This is a genomic window from Acinetobacter sp. YH1901141 (assembly GCF_013416935.1).
GTDB lineage: Bacteria > Pseudomonadota > Gammaproteobacteria > Pseudomonadales > Moraxellaceae > Acinetobacter > Acinetobacter towneri.
In genome coordinates this window covers 1-19,069 of the sequence record NZ_VPEY01000028.1, presented here as the reverse complement: position 1 = coordinate 19,069, position 19,069 = coordinate 1, and the positions used below count along the sequence as shown (strand labels likewise).

Here is a 19,069-nt window from a genome sequence, read left to right as displayed (position 1 = left end):
TATTAAGCCTCCAATCCTTTTGAAGCCATCCATGCTTGAACTTCAGAAAGACGCCACACTGTAACTGTTGGGCTCAATTTGATTGGTGCTGGAAATTCACCACGTTTTACCCAATTCCAGATAGTTTTATCTGAAACGCCAACGATTCCTTTAGAGCCTGGTCGGGCATTTATATTTTTAGTTTGGCCTTTATTTATCCCACTTTTGTAAATATGTCGTGTTGCTGGTTTAGCTGGATAATTAGCCAAATCTTTGATTCTTAGGAAACGGTCTTGATTCGTGGAAGCCATGTTTATAACTATCCTATTCAAACGAAATAGATGGCATTTGCATTTCATTGCAATGCCGTGATAGCCGCATATAAACATGCCACTCTAGGGGGAGGGAAGCGGTCCTCCTTAAATTAAAGGGTCCCCTTTAAGGGGTGCCCTCTGGTAACTTACTCAATGCATAACCGTGATTTTTTAGGTTTTCTTTAAAAGTATTCCACTCTTTAGGTTTGAGGCGTAGGGGGGTGGTTACAGTTTTTAAACGGTCCTTTAGTTTCTCTGTTAAAGGAATATCTGCAAAATCCATCGTAGTAAATAACTCTGAAACTGATTGCTCATGTGAGTATTTTTGAGGGAATCTTTTATTGATATATATTTCAGTCCAAATAAAAATTGCTAATGATAATTCGATAGGGAAATTAGGATCGTCACCACTAAACGGCAAGCAGTTTTCTTTAAGTGCTGCTTCCAAATTGATTTTTATATTTTCTAGATCATGCACTTTAGATTCTAGTTTTTGCTTTTCTTCCATCAGCTTTATTTTTTCTCTTCTTAGCTCGAAAAGCTCAGTTTCCAAATTCATCTGTTCAATATTGTCATTGAATCCAGAGATAAGAATTCCCTTATTTGCTAGTAATTGTTTAAGTTCTGATGCAAGAAATAATGGCGATTCAGAACGCTTTAAATTGCTTGTATGGTAAATCGAGAGCACAAAATTATGAGCTTCGACAAACTTTGGATATTTGGCTGAAAAGTTAGCATCATCCCAAGCGTTATTTATATCTACCGGGTTTATATTAGCTATAAGACATGCGGCCTCAATAAGTGTGAAAAATTCGTTTTTATAAAAAAGAGGAGTATCTATTTTTACCTGAAATGCCTTCTGGCTGTGAGGTAATAAAAACTCTACTTCAGAGTGGTGAAAGACAATATCTCGAGAGTAAAAAGTATTTCCTTCAAAATCGGTCGCTTCCAATAACCATCTTATATTTTTAATGTCATCGTCAATTTTCCGTGGAAAGGCTTTCAGGTACTCATTCTTTGCCAGAGGAACTTTAAGAGTATCTGTATTTAGTGGTGTAATGAATTCAAGAATTTTATCTACATTATAAAAAATACCAGAATCTAAGGCATGTTTAGGATCCAGATAATCAATCAATTGAGAAAAATGTATATAGCCTTCGAAAATAGTAGACCATTTCACTTCTTCTACATGGGCTACTGGGTCAGTTTTACAAGGAGTTTCTTGATACCTGTCTTCACGAATACAGACTAGGTTGCCTTCAAAGTAGATGCACGGATTTAATTTACCGATTCGGCAGTAGTGTTTTATATCATTAATTGAAAGGCTATTTTGTGAAGCCGCGATGACTTCTTCTAATGAATAAACTGATTTCATATGCTTCCCACAGCGTCCCCAAAAATTAGCTAAGTCAATCGGATTGGGTGTCCGACTTTCGGGGATCAGCCTAGACTTAGCAAACTGAATATAGCAAAAAACCCTTACTTCTAATGACTAATTTTTTGATAAGCATTCAAATTTTTAAGCACGTTTCCCTTTAGGAAATGGAACAACATTATCTCTAAGGCTATCTATAAAATTTGCCCATTCCTGCATCATCTTGGTTCTGTACTGTAAGTGTTGAGCATGGTTATAGGCTTGAGAGACGGCGTTACCAGTCTTGTGTGCCAGCTGTACTTCAATGGCATCATGTAGATATCCCTGTTCGTGCAAGGTGGTTGATGCTAACCCTCTAAAGCCGTGACCAGTCATTTTGCCCATATAGCCCATGGTTCTAATGGCACTCAACAGTGCATTACTGCTTAATGGTTTCCCTGTACTATGGTTGTAAAAAACGTACTGCTTATGTCCGGTTAATGGCTTCAGGCTTTCCAGTAGTTCAATAGCTTGGTTGGATAGAGGGACAATGTGCAGTAAGGCCATCTTCATTTTGTGAGGTGGGATACGCCATTCTCTGGTTTCAAAATTAATCTCATCCCATTCCATCATCCGAAGTTCAGCTGTACGCACAAAGGTTAGGGTCATTAACTGTAGCGCCGTCTTCACCAGGATATTACCGTGGTACCGATCCATGCGGTGCAGGAAGTCTGGAAACTCTGATATATCCAGTCGTGCCATGTTTTTCACTTTTCTAGGCTTCAATGCTTCGTGCAGGTGAGGGGTGGGGTCGTTTTCAATTAAACCTTTTCGGATGGCATGCCTGAATACTCGACCTGCTAAAGGGATGGATCGCTTAGCCATCTCCTGAGCACCGCGAGCTTCTATTCGTTGAGCACAGTCCAGAACATCTCTTCCTTTAATCTCTTCAATAGGCATTTTACCGATGTAGGGAAAAAGGTCTTTTTCAAAGACAGACAGATCTCTTAAATATGTAGGTTCTTTAACAAAGTCTTTTCTGCCTTCTAACCATTCAAGTGCTAAGCTTTTAAATGAGGTGTTCTCATTTGCTTTAGACTTCTGCTTCTTTTTCTGCTCACCTGGGTCAACTCCTTCAGCGAGTAATGACCTGGCTTCCAAATGCTTGGCTCTGGCTTGTGCCAAACTCATAAATTCGTAAGAACCTAAGGTCAGGTTTTTTTGTTTCCCATTAAAGCGATACGCGAAGATCCAACTCATACGACCAGTATGGAATACATGGAGTTGTAGACCATTGCCGTCACTATATTTATCTGGAGTTTTTTTGTCTGGTGTTGGTTTGAGGCGTCTAATTTTCGTGTCGGTGAGCATGTTGGTATACCCCTTTGTTGGTATAAATGCATTGGTATTGTCTCTATACCAACCCTTATACCAACAATATACCAACGATTGCAGGGGAATGCACTTCTTTGCTATAGACAATAAAAAAGGCTTAAACCCTTTAGATTTAAACCTTTATATACTGCGTTGGATTGCAGTTCTTTCGAATTTGGCGGTGAAAGAGGGATTCGAACCCTCGATACGCTATTAACGTATACACACTTTCCAGGCGTGCTCCTTCAGCCACTCGGACACTTCACCATAGGCGGTGGATAATAACCAAAAAATAGTACAAAGCCAAGTTGAAAAATTTGATTTAGAGAAAAACTTTCAGCGTAGTGCTATGATTCTCAAAAATACCGTCTAAATCGAAGACACCTATGCAAAGTACTGCAAAAAAAGCAGCCTTACCCGTCATTACCTTGGCTGCACTCGGAGTTGTATTTGGGGATATCGGAACCAGTCCTCTGTATGCCTTCAGACAAACTTTTTTAACGGCGCATCTTGCAATTACCCAAGCCAGTGTATTGGGAATTTTATCCCTAATTTTCTGGTGCATGATGCTCACCATCAGCTTCAAATACGTCACCATTATTATGCGTGCCGATAACAATGGCGAAGGCGGGATCATGTCATTATTGGCATTGAACCTGCGCACCACCCGTATTGCCGAAGACAAAAAAATCTTCCTGATCGCACTTGGCTTTATTGGTGCATCCCTGTTCTTTGGCGATGGCATTATCACCCCCGCCATTTCAGTATTGTCTGCCATTGAAGGACTAAGTATTGCCACGCCTATCTTTAATCAATGGCTCGTACCGCTCTCCATTGGTATTTTGGCAGGACTGTTCATTGTGCAGCGTCATGGTACAGGCACTATGGGCAAATTTTTTGGCCCACTGACTTTGCTGTGGTTTTTAGCCATTGGCGGTGCAGGGCTGCTCAGTATCATCCAAACCCCATTTGTATTGGCCATGGTCAGTCCACACTGGGCGTTTAACTTTGTAGTAGAGCAACCCTTTGTTGCATTTCTCACCATGGGTGCGGTGATTTTAACCATGACGGGTGGCGAAGCACTCTATGCCGATATGGGGCATTTTGGGCGGATGCCTATTCGCCTCGCGTGGTTTTTGATTGTCTTACCTTGCTTGTTATTGAATTACGCAGGACAAGGGGCATTATTGCTACGTAACCCTGCAGCGATTGAAAATCCGTTCTATATGTTGGTGCCTGAATGGGGCTTATACCCGATGATTGGTTTAGCCACAGCTGCAGCGGTGATCGCTTCTCAAGCGGTGATCACAGGGGTATTTTCAATGGTCAATCAGGCCATTCAATTGCGTTATTTACCACGCCTGACTGTACGTCACACGTCCGATGTTGAACGTGGTCAAATCTATTTGCCATTCATTAACTGGGCCTTATTTATTTCGGTGCTTATCTTAATTTTATTATTTGAAAATAGTGCCAGACTTGCCAGTGCTTATGGCGTGGCAGTGACCATGACCATGCTGTGTGGCACGATTTTAATTTCAGTGCTGGCCTATGGTTTTTGGCGTTGGCCGATGTGGAAAGTTGCCCTTTTTGCAGTGCCATTTTTAACCCTAGATTTAATTTTTGTGGCTTCGACCTCGCTCAAAATTGTGTCAGGGGGATGGGTGCCAATTTTAATTGGCGCCATCATGTATACCATTTTAATGACGTGGAAAGATGGTCGTGCATTGGTTTTCAATCGTTTGGAAAAAGATGCCTTGCCGATAGACCTATTCATTCACAGTATTAGTATGGGCAATGAAACCAAATTTGTCCCTGGCGATGCGATTTTCTTGACAGGTACGCCTAACATTGTGCCACATGCCATGTTGCATAATATTAAGCACAACAAGGTCTTACATGAACGCAATATCATGGTAACGGTCATCACGCGTGATATTCCATTTGTGGCGCAGCAAGATCGGATTCAAGTCGAAAAACTGGATGATCGTTTTTATCGGATTGCCATGTATTACGGTTTTAAAGATCAGCCAAATATTCCAAATGCCTTGAAACAAGCCTATGAACAGCTTGAGTTTGAATTCGATATGATGCAAATGAGCTTCTTTATTTCGCGTGATCGAATTGTGCATACGGTGGGCGATGGCATGTCACCGTGGCGTGAAAAACTGTTTATTTCAATGCAGCGCAATACCAGTCCTGTGAGTGATTTCTATCAAATTCCAACCAACCGTGTGGTGGAATTGGGTAGTCAAATCGAAATTTAAAAACTGCTCAATAGATTTTAAAAAACCAGCATTATAAAGTGCTGGTTTTTTATTTTTAGCTCAAGATTGGTCTTAAACAGATCTTATTGTTCCGTATCACTTGGTTGTAGATGGCTTAAATCTATATCGTTTACATCTGCGCCCTGTGCCGCAGGTGCTGTGGTTTCAAGCCGTTCAGTCGTGGGCAGATTGACTGCTGCTTGTTCAGATGCAGCAGGGTTTTGTGGTGCAGCATTTAGCGCTTCTGCGGTGACATCCACATCATCGCCAGCATTTACAGGTAAATCGGCTGAAGATGACAATAATGGCGCAGAGGTGGCTTGTATGTGTTGTTCGCTCACTTGCTCTGCCTGCGCTGCGTGTTGCAGTTCGGATTCAGTCCCGACAGGCATCGTCATCGGTACATTGTCTTGAGCCAGATTGGCTTGTTCGGCTGAAATTTGGTTTGCAGGCTGTTGCGCTATATTTTCTGCTGGACTTGTTAAGTTTGTATCTGTACTCGGTACAATGCGTATCTGACCATTGGCGATTAATTCTTGTAGTGAGCCTGCTTGCCCATTAATCGTGGTGCTTATTTTGACTTTAGATAAACTTTCTAAAGTATCACCTGCTTGAATGGGTGGTTCGGCAAAGGCAGAAATGCTGATACTGCTACCAACCAAAGCACAAGCAAAAAGATGAAAACGCATGTATTTCTCCATCAAAAATCGCAAAAATAAAGTTAAAACCAATTTAAATCGTCAATGACATCCAGCTAGAGCAGCGCAATGCGCTTGGGTGTCGCTGAGCGATGTCTTTAAGGTGTATTTAGCTTGGCAGATTCGCTAAAACGGATGCAATCAAATCTACCAAACTTGATCTAGACTGATGTCAAAAGTGCTTAAAACTCAGGCTGTGTATGGCTTTTGTGGTGTTATGGCGCGGGTTTTGTTTAATTGTTAGACGAACAAGAGGTGCTTCATATACAAGCTGTGAGTGGATTGTTAAGCTCGGGCAAACTCTGCGGATTTAGAGCGAAGTCACAGTAACGGTTATGGCAAGAAAACGGCGCAATTCCAACAACATTTGGACTCAAATTTTCAATCAAAACAGCTTGAAAGTGCTACTCGGTGTAGTGGCAACAGGGAGTTTTGTGATTGCTTTTGGTCAAGAAAAAATTAGCCAGTGGACTTCACTGGTGCCGAGTTCAGGAAATAGTGCTTGCCTAACCCAGTTCTATCGAGAAACGCCGCCCTATTTACTGAAAAATAGCCTGCAAAAAGACAGCTATCCGCTGTGTTTTAATGACTTTAATGTGATGTATTCAGGGGTATCCAAAACGCCGTTATGGGTGGCTGAAGCATTAACCCCTGCACGTTTTAATCAGCGTATTCCACGTGAAGATAATTTTCATGAAGAACCACGGGTTAAGGCAGAACACCGTGCGACATTACAGGATTATCGTGGCTCGGGCTATGACCGTGGTCACATGGCGCCAAATGCAGATATGACCAATTTGGCTGCGCAGTTTGATAGTTTTTCTCTGGCCAATATTGTGCCGCAAGCGCCTAAAAATAATCAGCAGGTTTGGCGTGAACTTGAAGAAGCCACCCGTGCAATGGTGACCAAACAAAAGCAAGATGTGTATGTGATTACAGGGCCAAGCTTCAATACCAAACGTCTAAAAACCATTGGGCAGGGTGTGATTGTGCCGACTGCAGTATATAAAGCCGTGTATATGCCGAAAACTGGGGCGATTGGTGCTTACTATGCACCGAATAATGACTCACTACAGGTGAAAGTGGTCAGTGTCTGCTATTTAGAAGAACAGTTGGGCATTAATTTATTCCCACAATTAAGTGAAGAACAAAAGCGCAATACCTATAAATTGCCTTTGACTGCAAATGCTGTAAAAGCCAATACACCGATTGCCTACTCACATTGGGATGCAGAAAGCCAGTGCGCAGAAGATGTATCTGCTGAGCAATTACAAGCCTTGCAAACCGAATTTAAACGCTCAGGCAGTAGTCCTGCATCGGGTGCTAGCATTGATGCAGATACCCAAGATGCAATTGTGAAGCAATTGATTGAAGCTTTATTGCAATATATTTTACAGTTGTTGAAATCTTAAACTGGGTTAAGATGATGGATATTGCATCCTTCATGCTAAGGTGAATTCAATGTTTAAACCGTTTCAAAATGGGACTGAATCACATGCGATTCATGACTTAACCTTAGAAAATGATTTAGATTGCATCAATGTGTATGGCAATTTGCAAATCAGCAAAGATCAGGCGGGTTTACAGGCAGCCAAAGCACTACAGGCTTTTTTGAATGAAGTTGTTGCAACTTTGGAGCAGACTCCGAATCTGCCTGAAAAGTTAGATCGTCCCGAAGCGGGTGAAATTGAAAATCCATTTTTATAATGGATGCCATCTCAAGATATTAAATCTACTTTAATCTGCTCATCTAAGCCATTAAAAAGCCCGCTCAAACGCTTGAACGGGCTTTGTTGTTTTGTGTGTTTTTAGATAAATCCCAGACATCTTGAAAAGCTGTGGATTTAAAGTTTTGAAGATCAGTCTTCAGCTTTTGCCATAGCGCGATACAGCACCGCACCAATCACCGCACCGACAATTGGAGCGACCCAGAAAGCCCAAAGCTGGCTCAGTGCTGCAGTTTCTGCAAAGAAGGCTACACCTGTACTACGTGCAGGGTTAACAGATGTATTGGTCACAGGAATACTGATCAGATGGATTAAGGTCAGTGCCAAACCAATTGCAATTGGGGCAAAACCTGCAGGCGCACGTTTGTCAGTTGCACCCATAATAATCATCAAGAAACCTGCAGTGAGTACAACTACAATCATTAAAACTGAGCTAAGTGCGTATTTACCAGGAGATAAATCTCCATAGCCGTTGGTCGCGAAACCGCCTGTGCCTGCAAAACCTGCCTGACCCTGTACAATCAGATACAACACCAGTGCGGCCAGAGTCGCACCAATAATTTGTGAAATAATATACGGTGCGAGTTCTTTGGCTTCAAAACGTCCACCTGCCCACAAACCAATACTGACTGCAGGGTTAAATTGACCACCTGAAATGTGCCCAAGTGCATAGGCCGCGGTTAATACGGTCAGACCGAACGCGAGGGATACCCCCACAAAACCAATGCCCAATTCAGGAAAAGCTGCAGCCAATACCGCACCACCACAACCACCAAATACCAGCTAGAATGTGCCAGCCAGTTCTGCGAAATACTTATTCAATTTGATTCTCCAGTGCTTATTTTTTGAGTTAATTAATCAAACTTCAATTAAATTTATCGCATTTTAGATCGATATTGTGATGAATTTAACATAAATTAAAGTAAAAAGAAGCAATCATGAAGCACGTTGCATCCGCCATTGTTGTGGTGTGTGCTGCGTCCATTGTTTAAACGCACGCTGAAAGGCACTTTGTTCTGAATAACCCAGCAATAGCGCAATTTCTTGCAGACTTAAATGTGGGTCTTGTAAATATTGTTCTGCCAATAAACAGCGTACTTCCTGCATGCGTTTTTGGTAGGTCGTGCCTTGCTGTTGCAAATGACGTTGCAACTGACGTACAGAAATATGTAATTGCTGAGCAATATGTTCAATTTGATACATATTTTTTTGCAGCCCCGTCAAAATGGCTTGTTGTAAACGCTGATCGGTTTGGGTGCTATTCGGTAGCTTTTCCAATAAGGCTTGTGCCTGTTGCAACAATAAATGCTGTAAGGTCTGATCGCCCTGATGAAAGGGTTTTGCCAGTTCGGAAACAGGCAGCAACACTTGGGTAATTGGCTGAGAAAAACGCACTTTGCAATGAAAATACTGCTCATACAGTGCAATATTTTTAGGCGCAGGATGATGAAAATGTACTTCGTGCAGGCAAATATCTTCAAACTGCATAAAGTGCTTCAAAAATTCCATCATTAAAGCAATGGCAATTTCATCGGTTAATTGTGTGGTCATGTGCACGGGCAATTCTGACCAACGAATGGATAAATAATCGTTTTGTGCTTCGACTTGCAACGGGCCACCATCGTAAATCAAGCGATGAAAATCGTGGTAACGCTGTAATGCTTCACCCAGATGATCACAGGACAAGGCTAAATACGCAATGATGCCTAAATGTTTGGGCTGCACGTATTTGGCAATTTCCAAACCCAAAGCAGGTTGTGGTAATTGTTGCTCCAAAGTGCTGAGCAAGTCACGCCAGAGGGCATAATCAAAACGTTCCAGATTTTGAATCTGATGTAATTTTTCTGGAATGGGCAGCTTTTTTGCTTGGTAATAGCACATCAATAAATGCCCTAAGCCACCATAGACCGAGCCCGTATATTCTTTGAATTGTTGCATGTGTTATCGGTTTATTTTTGTCGTCATTTGTCAATGATATTGATTTTTTTGGTCAAGATCTAGTCAATCTCACATGCCTATAGTGAACATCAGAGTCAAGATGTCCTGTGTTTAAGGAGAAATAGCGATGTGGAAAGGATTTCTAGCAGGTTTGGTGGTTGCCAATGGTTTTGAATGGGTGGCACATAAATATATTTTGCACGGAACGCATCGAGCAGGGCAGCGCCGTTATAGTCCTGTGCCTGAAAGTATGAAATCACATTGGGAACATCATCGTGAAGTGCGTAAAACCAGTTTTCACGATCATGGCTATGTCGAAGGGATTCGCAACTGGCGTACCAAAAATGAAATTGTGTCTTTGGCTGTGGTGGCAACGGTGGCCAGTGGCGTGTTCTATCCAATTTCTAAGGGTATGAGTTTGGCTGCGCTATATAGTGCTGCGAATTATTATTATATTCACCGTCGTGCGCATTTAGAGCCAGAGTGGGCAGTTAAGAAAATTCCGTGGCATTATGACCATCACATGAACAGCAATCAGGATGCGAACTGGTGCGTGACCAAACCGTGGTTTGATTATATTTTAGGAACGCGAGTCATTTCAGCACCTGCCTTACAGGAGCAAAATCCGTTAGGCATTGCCTTACCTCGGGTGATTGCACAGGGTTTAAACCATCTGTCTGCTGCATATTTTCCTGCCAAATGGGTCGAGAAAAAATTAGCTGTGGCAGAGCAGTTATCTTAACTGTATTGCAGCAAATGAAGGTTTGTACTGACAGCTTGGGCAAGTCTTGTCGCAAATGGTCAATGTTTTTGGTGTTTTTGGTCAATATTTCAGCTAAAGCTCTGCGTATATTGTGTGCAGTGAAATATCCACGGATGTTTCGGTTGAATATTGTGTGATGATAAATTGATTTTGTTGATTATTTTTTTATAAGTCTATTTAAAAAGATAAAAGAACCTCAGCGCTGTGGTTTTTTGAGTTGATAGGAGTCTTCGGACTCCTTTTTTTCTGCCTAAATTTTACCTTTACTTCAATTTTAAGCTAAAAAAAGTGCAATCCTCAGATTGCACTTTTCACAGTTCGTTTGCACTATGATTTTACAAACGCATTTCAATGCCTTGTGCTGCCAAATATTGTTTGGCTTCAGGAATGGTATGCTGACCAAAGTGGAAAATTGAGGCTGCCAGTACCGCATCGGCACCGCCTTTTAGAATCCCATCGGCCAAGTGTTGTAAATTACCTACACCGCCAGAAGCAATGGTAGGTACCATTACACGGTCATTGATGGCACGCATGAGCGCCAAGTCATAGCCTGCTTTGGTGCCATCGGCATCCATTGAGGTGACCAATAGCTCACCTGCGCCATAGTCTGCCATTTTCACTGCCCATTCAATGGCATCAATACCGGTTGGTTTACGACCACCGTGGGTGAAAATTTCCCATTTGTTATCACCCGTTTTTTTCGCATCAATGGCAACCACAATACATTGCGCGCCAAAACGCTGTGAGGCTTCTTGCACAAATTCAGGGTTAAACACGGCTGCAGAGTTAATGCTGACTTTATCTGCACCTGCGTTAAGTAACAGGCGGATGTCCTCAACCTTACGCACGCCACCACCAACGGTGAGGGGCACGAACACGGTTTCTGCCATACGTTCTACGGTACGATAAGTCGTATCACGACCATGATGGGTAGCGGTAATGTCTAAAAAGGTGATTTCATCGGCACCTTGTTCATTATAACGACGCGCCACTTCGACAGGGTCGCCCGCATCACGAATATCAAGGAATTGCACGCCCTTAACCACGCGACCATTATCTACGTCTAGGCAAGGAATAATACGTTTCGCTAGCATAAATTTTTCCAATTATTACAGCCGATTATGAAACTCACCCACACAAGCGCTACACCTTGGCAGATGGAGCGGGTATTCTATCAAACTTAGCTCAGGTTTTTCGCAGGTTTTCTATGTCGGTTTATACTCCTTTGACTTTAAAGGAAGTTCAGGTCTTTGCAGCGCCTTATGGATTGGAGGTGGTCGAGCTGATTCCCATTCAAGGGGGGATTCAAAATACCAATTATTTTTTGCGCTGCGACAATCAAAACGAGTACGTGCTGACCATTTTTGAAGAATTAGATCAGCAAGCGGCAGGTGAATTAATTCCTGTATTGCAGCATTTGGGGCAAGCGGGTTTGCCTGTGGCAGTGCCTTTATCCTATTCGGGACAAGCCATTCACCAATTAAAAGAAAAACCTGCACAAATTGCACCGCGTTTAATTGGGCAGCATCCGACACTGGCAACAGTGGCGCAAGTGGAAGCGATTGCGATTGCACAAGCCAAAATGCATGTGGCCTTACAAAATTTTCCTTTGCAGCGCGATCATGTACGTGATCATGCTTATTGGGCAGGGGTCGCACGCCAATTAAAACCAAGAATGCATGTGGCCGATCAAGCCTTACTGTCCAAACTTTTGGGCTTGTATGAAGCCTTAACCGCAGTCTATCCGCAGCGTCCTAAAGGTTTTATTCACTCGGATTTATTCCGTGACAATACCTTGTTTGCAGATGATCAGTTGCAAGGCATTTTAGATTTTTATGAATTAAATCAAGATGAATTGCTGTTTGATATTGCGATTACGCTGAATGATTTTTGTACCGATTTTCCTGAGCTGAGCTTAAATGAAAGCAAGGCGATTGCATTTTTAAATGCCTACGAAACGGTGCGTCCTTTAACCCAAGACGAAAAAGCCTGTTTGGAACTGTATTTGGCAATGGCGGCAGGACGTTTTTGGTTAATGCGTTTGCAGGTGGCTGCTAAAAATGCGGCAGAAGGGCGGACAGGCGCAGATATTTTGCAGAAAAATCCAGATGAAATGCGGAATATGCTGATTGAACGCTTAAAGTTTGTGACAGCTTGAGGGATATAGAACATGCGTGATCAAGGGCGTTTAGTCGAATGGTTTGATGAGCAGGGTTATGGGTTTATTCAGCCGAATGACCACCAAAAAGATCGCGTGTTTTTACACATTAAGGACTTCGCCCGACAAGGGCCACGTCCAATTGTGGGCTGTGCCTTGGAATATACCGTAACTGTGGATGAGCGCGGACGTTACCGAGCACAGCAAGCGGTGTATTTAAAAGCTTCGCAGACCAAAGCAGCAAAGGCATCTGCTGTGAGTGCGAAAACATCCAACATCACGCAAAAAATGCAGCCGATGCAAATATTATGTGTGGCTTATATTGTTGCTTTGGCTTTGCTGACGCTGTTGGGATTGCTCAGCGGCATGTTGTTATTATTCATCAGTTTGATGAATGCGCTGAGTTATTGGCTGTATGCACAAGATAAAGAAGCTGCACAGCAGGGTGGACGTCGTATTCCTGAAAATAACTTGCATATTGTGGCTTTTTTAGGGGGTTGGCCTGCAGCATGGTTAGCACAACAAAAATTACGCCATAAAACACAAAAACAACCCTTTGGTAAGATTTATTTTTGTACGATAGGCTTAAATATCTTTCTGATTTTATGGATGATTTCTCCGTTGAATCAGCTTAACATCTAATTGGGAATATTGTTCCAGTAACAGGCTTGTCAGGTGCATTATGTCAGACGCAGAGCATTCATATTCAGTAGATCAAGACCCACATCGTTCATTGACCATGATTTTATATGTGCTGTATATCGTGGCGATTTTTTCTGCGGGGATATTGGCCGTGATTGCCTTAATCATCAACTATTTAAAACGTAGTGATGTACAAGGTTCAATTTTTGCCAGTCATTTTACTTGGCAAATTCGCAGCTTCTGGTGGTATCTGTTTTGGAATATTGTGGCCTTTGTGCCGTTCTTTTTGGTGTTCTTTAGTCCAGATGCGCAAAGCTTTGCCAGTATGACTTTGGCTGCGACACTTTTCTGTATCGCAGTGGTTGCTATTTCGTGGTTATGGATTGTTTACCGTGCTATACGCGGTTTAATTCGCGTGAATGATAATTTACCGATGTATCATTAAATTCACGTTCGTTCGTCTTTTTAAGATGTTTTGAGCGATCTTGCCTAGATGCTGTTCATTCAACTTTTTGGGATGATGTGTTTCGTTTTAAAAATTTTGGTCGCCATTCGCTGACCAGCACGCCTAAAACCACCAGTAGTCCACCGAACAACGCCAGAACTGCCAAGCGCTCGCCTGCCAAACGTCCAATCAATGCGGCCCAAACAGGCTCACCTGCATAAATAATAGCAGCTTGCGCAGGGTCTACTTGTCGTTGCGCCCAGTTCATCACCAATTGAATCACGGCACTGGCAATGCCTAAGCCGAGCAAAACAGCAAGGAGTGACCACTGAAATTCGGGCAATTGAGTTTCTCCAACCCATGGTGCAATCGCAAAACACAATAACGATGCACAACCCAGTTGGATGAGGGTAACGCGCTTTAAATTGACCCGATTGGCAAAATAGCTAATTAAAATAATTTCAAAGGCAATCGCAATTGAACCGATTAAAGTAATGGCTTGTCCAAAACTTAACTGAATTGCGCCTAAGCCATTGCCTGTTAAAAAGACCAAGCCTACAAATGCCAAAATAGCACCCAACCAAGTCATGACATGCGGACGTTGATCAAAGCATAACCACAGCAATAGCGGTACAAGCGGGACATACAGCGCCGTTAAAAAGGCCGATTCGCTACTGCTGATACTTTGTAAGCCAATGGTTTGAGTGACATAACCTAGCGCAATGACTGCGCCTATGGCAAAGCCTGCATAGAGTTCATCGATGCTAAAACCACGTAAGCTTCGCCATGAAATCAGCCCCACGGCCAACGTGGCTGCGGCAAAACGTAAGCCTACAAACAGTACTGGACTGCTGAAGTTCAAACCGTATTGCACGGTAATGAAGGTTGCACCCCAAATTAAGGTAATCAAAATGAGCGCCAGTTGCGGGGCTTTGCTGCGAAGCATTGGTGAAAGCTGAGACATAGAACCAGTGGGAGATGAAGAAAACTCAAAATGAGTAAAATAAAATCAAAATAAAAAAGAGGTCCGCAGACCTCTTTAAAAATACGCGGCAGAATTACAAAGATTGCTCATCTAAAAGCAACTGTGCCTCACGCAGGCTTAACGTGCCTTCGTAAATTGCACGACCTGTAATCGCACCTAAAATGCCAGGCTGACCTTTTAGGTTGCGTACGTCATCTAAATTGGTCACACCGCCAGAAGCAATCACAGGTAAGCCTGAATATTGCGCCAAGTTTACGGTTTGTTCTACGTTCACACCTTGCATCATGCCATCACGGGCAATATCGGTATAAACAATGCTAGATACACCTGCATCGGCAAAACGCTTGGCTAAATCTGTTGCCTTCACGTCTGTGACGTTGGCCCAACCATCGGTTGCCACCATGCCATTCATGGCGTCAATGCCGACAATGATGTGTCCTGCGAATTTCTTGCAGGCTTCTTCTACAAAAGCAGGATCTTGAACGGCTTTGGTGCCAATAATCACGAACGATACGCCTGCATCTAAATAGTGTTCAATGGTTTCGAGTGAACGAATACCGCCACCAATTTGAATTGGGAGATCGGGTTGTGATTTTGCAATCGCTTCAACCACAGGTTTATGAATTGGCGTACCTGCGAAAGCGCCGTTTAAATCGACTAAATGCAAGCGACGTGCGCCTTCATTTACCCAATGTTGTGCTGTCGCCACTGGATCGTCAGAAAATACAGTATCATCTTCCATACGACCTTGTTTTAAACGAACACATTTGCCATCTTTCAGGTCAATTGCAGGGATGATCAGCATGCTTTCGCTCCTTGCCAAAAACTTATTGAATTCAATCCGTGCATCTTAACAAAGTATTGTTAAATATCTAAGCATCTGTTGTAGGTTTTGTTTTAGAGGGACGAATCCGCAATTTGAGTGAACTGTTTGGGATATGCTCGGGCAATAGACCCAAACGCCCCAATTCTTCAAATATCAACACAGGTGCGTAGGCATCGGCTGCGGCATAGGCAATTTGCGCTTCACTAAGTGATTGACGTGCCCAGTTTGAGGTGCTGATACTTCGGCTTTTAGGGAAATGAACGTGAAATAATAATGCCATGGCATTTTTAAGCCCAAGCGGACTTTTAAAACCAAAACTGCCAAAACATTTGGATAGTTCAATCACGCTATTCAGTTGTATACCTTTTTTACGAAATAAATGGGCATCATTTTTCAGCCCAAAACCTACTTTAATTTGATCGCGATTGGCAAAAACTGGCTGCAAAAATTGCCAAATGTCATCATTGAGCTGAAATAGATAGGCTTTTTCTAAGGTTGCGAGCTGAATTAAATGCGGGCCTGTAGAAACTTCGCCTACATTAAACGTGGGTTTAGATTCAGAATCGAAACCCAAGACAGCTGCGGTTTTCAGTTCAGCTTCAATTGCTAGACATTGCTCTAGATTTTGAATCAGTACAATATTTTGACGCGCAATATTTTCAAACAGTGGCAATTGCCGAATTTCATCAGGGCTAGGCAGGGTACGCAGACGAGTGAGATCCATAACATTCAAAGCGGTAAAGAAGCGGTTTTAGCCTAAAGCGTTTTGCGGAATTTGGCAAAGTTTAAAAGATTGAAAATGCTGTGCAGGACAAAGATTGCAGCGAATATCCTGAAAAAATAGCCCAATAGATGGGCTATTTCGAAATATCAACCAAGTGGAATATTTTTGCTTAGACGTTGCTGAATATACCTGACAAGAAGCTGCCAATAATCGCCAAAATCATCAGCACAATAAAAATCCAAGCCAGTACTTTTTCCCAACCTGCAGTTTCACGTACCGCACCATAGCTATTTTGACGATCATCGCCAGGTGCAAATACCAAATATAAACCCAAAATAATATTCACCAAAGGCACCAAAATCAGCAAAGACAACCAGCCAGTATGATTGCGGTCATGCAAGCGGCGGATGGTGAAAATAAAGCTAAAATAGAATGCCACGATATAAATGCTCACGAGCAAGATCATGCCGATGCCCATAGAGCCAGAGCCGAGCTCTAGCAATAAATTGGGTGCAACAACGGCAATAATTGCAATCAGTACTGCAAGCCCCAAGCTGAGCAAACAGTTCCACGCTAAAAATGATAATCGACCAAAACGCCCCGCTGCACTGAGTGCAGAATCTTCTACATATTGACTCATTGTTGTAATTCCTAGATTTTTTGAATTTTCTGTCGCATACCGTATATTTGCTCAAAAATCTTGTGAGATATCTCTCTCACATCGCAAACATAGACCAATTATCGACAGACCCTCAGTTTATTTTGAATAAAAGGTATAAAAAACGCTTTAATTTTAAACACAAATCAATGTGCAATAAAAGTGAAAAACATTCACGCAAAAATAAAGCCGAGATTAACTCGGCTTTATTGATTGAAGCATCCTGAATATTAGATATTCCATTCCACAAAGTTTTTTAGTAACTGCAAACCAACAGTGTGACTTTTTTCTGGGTGGAACTGCGTTGCAAACAAGTTGTCTTGATGCAGGGCTGTACAGAAAGTTAAACCATAATCACAGGTCGCGGCCACGATTTTTTCATCTTGCGGTTCAACATAAAAACTATGCACGAAGTAAAAACGCGCATCTTGTTCAATGTTGTTCCACATAGGGTGGCTCGGGTCACGTTGATGTACCTGATTCCAACCCATGTGTGGCACTTTTAAACCTGCTACTTCAGGAAAGCGTTTGACTGTACCTGCAAAAATGCCCAGTGCATCTGCTCCGCCATTTTCTTCGGAATGTTGCATCAGCGCCTGCATGCCTACACAAATTGCAAGTACAGGTTTATTAAAGACCGCGTTGCGTACCACGTCATCAATGCCAGCTTCATGCATGCCTTGCATACAATCACGCATAGCACCCACACCTGGAAACACAATTTTATCGGCTTGTGCAATCAGTTTTGGGTCATTGGTCACATCTACCGTTGCACCCACATGCTCTAAAGCTTTCGCTGCAGAGTGTAAATTTCCCATGCCATAGTCAAGAAGGGCAATTCGGGTCATTAGAGTGTTCCTTTGGTTGATGCCACTGTATTTTCAGCACGCGGATCGACTTCACATGCCATGCGTAAAGCACGTGCAAATGCTTTAAATACGCTTTCAATTTGGTGGTGGCTGTTTTTACCTTTGAGGTTGTCGATGTGCAGTGTCATTAATGCATGGTTGACAAAGCCTTGGAAGAATTCTGAGAATAAATCCACATCAAAAGTACCAATACGTGCGCGGGTAAATGGAATATCCATAAATAAACCCGGACGACCCGATAAATCGACAATCACACGGCTTAAAGATTCATCAAGTGGTGCGTAAAAGTGACCGTAGCGTCGTAAACCTTTTTTATCGCCCAAAGCTTGAGCAAAAGCTTGTCCAAGCGTGATACCACAGTCTTCTACAGTGTGGTGATCATCAATTTCCAAGTCGCCATCACAATGAATATCAATATCAAACAAACCGTGTCGCTTGATTTGATCAATCATATGGTCTAAAAATGGAACTCCAGTGTTGAGTGTGCCTTGACCCGTACCGTCCAGATTCACACGAACTCGAATTTTAGTTTCGTTGGTATTTCTCACCACTTCACTGATACGTTGGGTCATAGACACGTTCCTCAAAAAACGTCAAAAATGATTGATGTAAAATGTTTTCGCTGTGACGAAGTCTCAGCATATTAGATTGCTCAGGAGGGTTAATCAATGCCTATTACCGTACATGCCTATACTTCACTGGAAAATACCGAAGTGCGCAGCCAGCTTGAGCGACTGTATGATACCAGCCCTGAATTTGGCGATGGGCAAGATGCGGTAAGCCAACTTGAGCAGAACTTGGCTCAGTATACCCTACTTTACACGGCAGAATTTAATACTAAAGTGATTGGTGCGATTTGGTGCACAGGGCAAGATGATCATCGTACGCTTGAATATATTGTGGTGCATCCTGCAAACCGTGGTCGAGGTGTGGCAGATCGTTTGGTGAGTGAGGTGTGCCGTATGGAAGAAGCCAAAGGTGTGCAGCACTTTCAGCCGGGTTGTGGTGCGATTCATCGTTGTTTGGCGCATTTGGGTAAGTTGTGAGTTTTTAAAAAGCTGACGTTGTGTCTGTCTTTTCAGTTTATCCGTATAGGTCAAAATTAAATTAGTATCGAAAATCCCTTCTCTTGCGCCATATATGGCTCAGGGATGAGGAATATCTTCCGTAAGAGGATGATGGGGGATTGAAGTATGGTTTTAATCGGATTTGTGAAAGAAGTTTATCCACTGGAGCGTAAAACCTCGTGGTTCAGCACGAGGATATAAGCGACTGGAGTAAACCATATGAACGACACGAAATGTCGTTTTAAATACTTGTACTATAGTCACTATTAAGAAAAATACTG

21 protein-coding genes and 1 tRNA gene are annotated in these 19,069 nt (G+C 42.6%); 8 read left to right on the top strand and 14 right to left on the bottom strand.

Annotation, left to right across the window (positions count from 1 at the left end; genetic code table 11):
• Positions 1-2: 2 nt before the first annotated feature.
• From FTV52_RS12445 to FTV52_RS12430, 4 genes are all read right to left on the bottom strand, one after another.
• Positions 3-290: an AlpA family transcriptional regulator gene (locus FTV52_RS12445; protein WP_179990914.1), complete on the bottom strand. Its 288-nt coding sequence runs from the start codon at positions 288-290 to the stop codon at positions 3-5.
• A 127-nt stretch (positions 291-417) separates the two neighbouring features.
• Positions 418-1,668, bottom strand: coding sequence for a hypothetical protein (locus FTV52_RS12440; RefSeq protein WP_179990913.1), 1,251 nt, complete (start codon positions 1,666-1,668; stop codon positions 418-420).
• A gap of 144 nt (positions 1,669-1,812) precedes the next feature.
• On the bottom strand, positions 1,813-3,018 hold the full coding sequence (locus FTV52_RS12435; RefSeq protein ID WP_179990912.1) for an integrase arm-type DNA-binding domain-containing protein: 1,206 nt from the start codon (positions 3,016-3,018) through the stop codon (positions 1,813-1,815).
• A gap of 179 nt (positions 3,019-3,197) precedes the next feature.
• A tRNA-Ser gene (locus FTV52_RS12430) sits at positions 3,198-3,288 on the bottom strand.
• 119 nt (positions 3,289-3,407) lie between these two features.
• Between FTV52_RS12430 and FTV52_RS12425 the strand changes: the two genes are divergently transcribed.
• A complete protein-coding gene (locus FTV52_RS12425) occupies positions 3,408-5,288 on the top strand; it encodes a potassium transporter Kup (RefSeq protein WP_004974367.1) in 1,881 nt (626 codons plus the stop codon).
• An 83-nt stretch (positions 5,289-5,371) separates the two neighbouring features.
• Here the strand turns inward: FTV52_RS12425 and FTV52_RS12420 are convergent, their stop codons facing one another.
• Entirely contained in the window at positions 5,372-5,977 is a 606-nt protein-coding gene (locus FTV52_RS12420) for a hypothetical protein (RefSeq protein ID WP_004974369.1), read from the bottom strand.
• A gap of 344 nt (positions 5,978-6,321) precedes the next feature.
• Between FTV52_RS12420 and FTV52_RS12415 the strand changes: the two genes are divergently transcribed.
• Positions 6,322-7,398, top strand: coding sequence for a DNA/RNA non-specific endonuclease (locus FTV52_RS12415; protein WP_179990911.1), 1,077 nt, complete (start codon positions 6,322-6,324; stop codon positions 7,396-7,398).
• 49 nt (positions 7,399-7,447) lie between these two features.
• Entirely contained in the window at positions 7,448-7,693 is a 246-nt protein-coding gene (locus tag FTV52_RS12410) for a hypothetical protein (protein WP_004974374.1), read from the top strand.
• Positions 7,694-7,845: 152 nt separating this feature from the next.
• On the opposite strand, the gene aqpZ is transcribed toward FTV52_RS12410, so the two are convergent.
• Positions 7,846-8,496 (bottom strand): aquaporin Z, encoded by a 651-nt coding sequence (aqpZ, locus tag FTV52_RS12405; protein WP_179990931.1) that lies wholly within the window; start codon positions 8,494-8,496, stop codon positions 7,846-7,848.
• Between the two features lie 153 nt (positions 8,497-8,649).
• On the bottom strand, positions 8,650-9,651 hold the full coding sequence (locus FTV52_RS12400) for an AraC family transcriptional regulator (RefSeq protein ID WP_004974378.1): 1,002 nt from the start codon (positions 9,649-9,651) through the stop codon (positions 8,650-8,652).
• 127 nt (positions 9,652-9,778) lie between these two features.
• On the opposite strand from FTV52_RS12400, the gene FTV52_RS12395 reads away from it, so the two are divergent.
• Positions 9,779-10,393, top strand: a complete 615-nt coding sequence (locus tag FTV52_RS12395) for a hypothetical protein (RefSeq protein WP_154320231.1) — start codon at positions 9,779-9,781, stop codon at positions 10,391-10,393.
• Between the two features lie 356 nt (positions 10,394-10,749).
• Here the strand turns inward: FTV52_RS12395 and hisF are convergent, their stop codons facing one another.
• A complete protein-coding gene (gene hisF / locus FTV52_RS12390) occupies positions 10,750-11,508 on the bottom strand; it encodes an imidazole glycerol phosphate synthase subunit HisF (protein WP_154320232.1) in 759 nt (252 codons plus the stop codon).
• 113 nt (positions 11,509-11,621) lie between these two features.
• Here hisF and FTV52_RS12385 point away from each other — a divergent pair, with 113 nt between their 5' ends.
• The 3 genes from FTV52_RS12385 to FTV52_RS12375 are packed head-to-tail and all read left to right on the top strand — an operon-like array spanning position 11,622 to position 13,659.
• Complete coding sequence (locus FTV52_RS12385) at positions 11,622-12,572, top strand: homoserine kinase (protein ID WP_179990270.1); 951 nt, start codon at positions 11,622-11,624, stop codon at positions 12,570-12,572.
• Between the two features lie 12 nt (positions 12,573-12,584).
• Complete coding sequence (locus FTV52_RS12380; RefSeq protein ID WP_096902640.1) at positions 12,585-13,214, top strand: DUF1294 domain-containing protein; 630 nt, start codon at positions 12,585-12,587, stop codon at positions 13,212-13,214.
• Positions 13,215-13,254: 40 nt separating this feature from the next.
• Entirely contained in the window at positions 13,255-13,659 is a 405-nt protein-coding gene (locus tag FTV52_RS12375) for a hypothetical protein (protein ID WP_004974391.1), read from the top strand.
• Positions 13,660-13,714: 55 nt separating this feature from the next.
• Here FTV52_RS12375 and FTV52_RS12370 read toward each other — a convergent pair whose 3' ends face one another.
• The 6 genes from FTV52_RS12370 to hisB all read right to left on the bottom strand — a co-directional run bounded on the left by FTV52_RS12370 (position 13,715) and on the right by hisB (position 18,293).
• Positions 13,715-14,605, bottom strand: coding sequence for a DMT family transporter (locus tag FTV52_RS12370; RefSeq protein ID WP_228274487.1), 891 nt, complete (start codon positions 14,603-14,605; stop codon positions 13,715-13,717).
• A gap of 112 nt (positions 14,606-14,717) precedes the next feature.
• Positions 14,718-15,449, bottom strand: a complete 732-nt coding sequence (gene hisA, locus FTV52_RS12365) for a 1-(5-phosphoribosyl)-5-[(5-phosphoribosylamino)methylideneamino]imidazole-4-carboxamide isomerase (protein WP_154320235.1) — start codon at positions 15,447-15,449, stop codon at positions 14,718-14,720.
• Positions 15,450-15,516: 67 nt separating this feature from the next.
• The gene (locus tag FTV52_RS12360; RefSeq protein ID WP_179990272.1) at positions 15,517-16,194 is read right to left on the bottom strand and encodes a 3'-5' exonuclease; all 678 of its coding nucleotides are present in this window, start codon (positions 16,192-16,194) and stop codon (positions 15,517-15,519) included.
• 169 nt (positions 16,195-16,363) lie between these two features.
• Positions 16,364-16,834: a DUF805 domain-containing protein gene (locus FTV52_RS12355; RefSeq protein WP_179990274.1), complete on the bottom strand. Its 471-nt coding sequence runs from the start codon at positions 16,832-16,834 to the stop codon at positions 16,364-16,366.
• Positions 16,835-17,082: 248 nt separating this feature from the next.
• Complete coding sequence (gene hisH, locus FTV52_RS12350; protein ID WP_004974401.1) at positions 17,083-17,700, bottom strand: imidazole glycerol phosphate synthase subunit HisH; 618 nt, start codon at positions 17,698-17,700, stop codon at positions 17,083-17,085.
• Entirely contained in the window at positions 17,700-18,293 is a 594-nt protein-coding gene (gene hisB, locus FTV52_RS12345) for an imidazoleglycerol-phosphate dehydratase HisB (RefSeq protein WP_096902642.1), read from the bottom strand. The genes hisH and hisB overlap by 1 nt, the downstream gene beginning before the upstream one ends.
• Positions 18,294-18,389: 96 nt before the next feature.
• Here hisB and FTV52_RS12340 point away from each other — a divergent pair, with 96 nt between their 5' ends.
• A complete protein-coding gene (locus tag FTV52_RS12340) occupies positions 18,390-18,767 on the top strand; it encodes a GNAT family N-acetyltransferase (protein ID WP_096902643.1) in 378 nt (125 codons plus the stop codon).
• Positions 18,768-19,069: the final 302 nt, after the last annotated feature.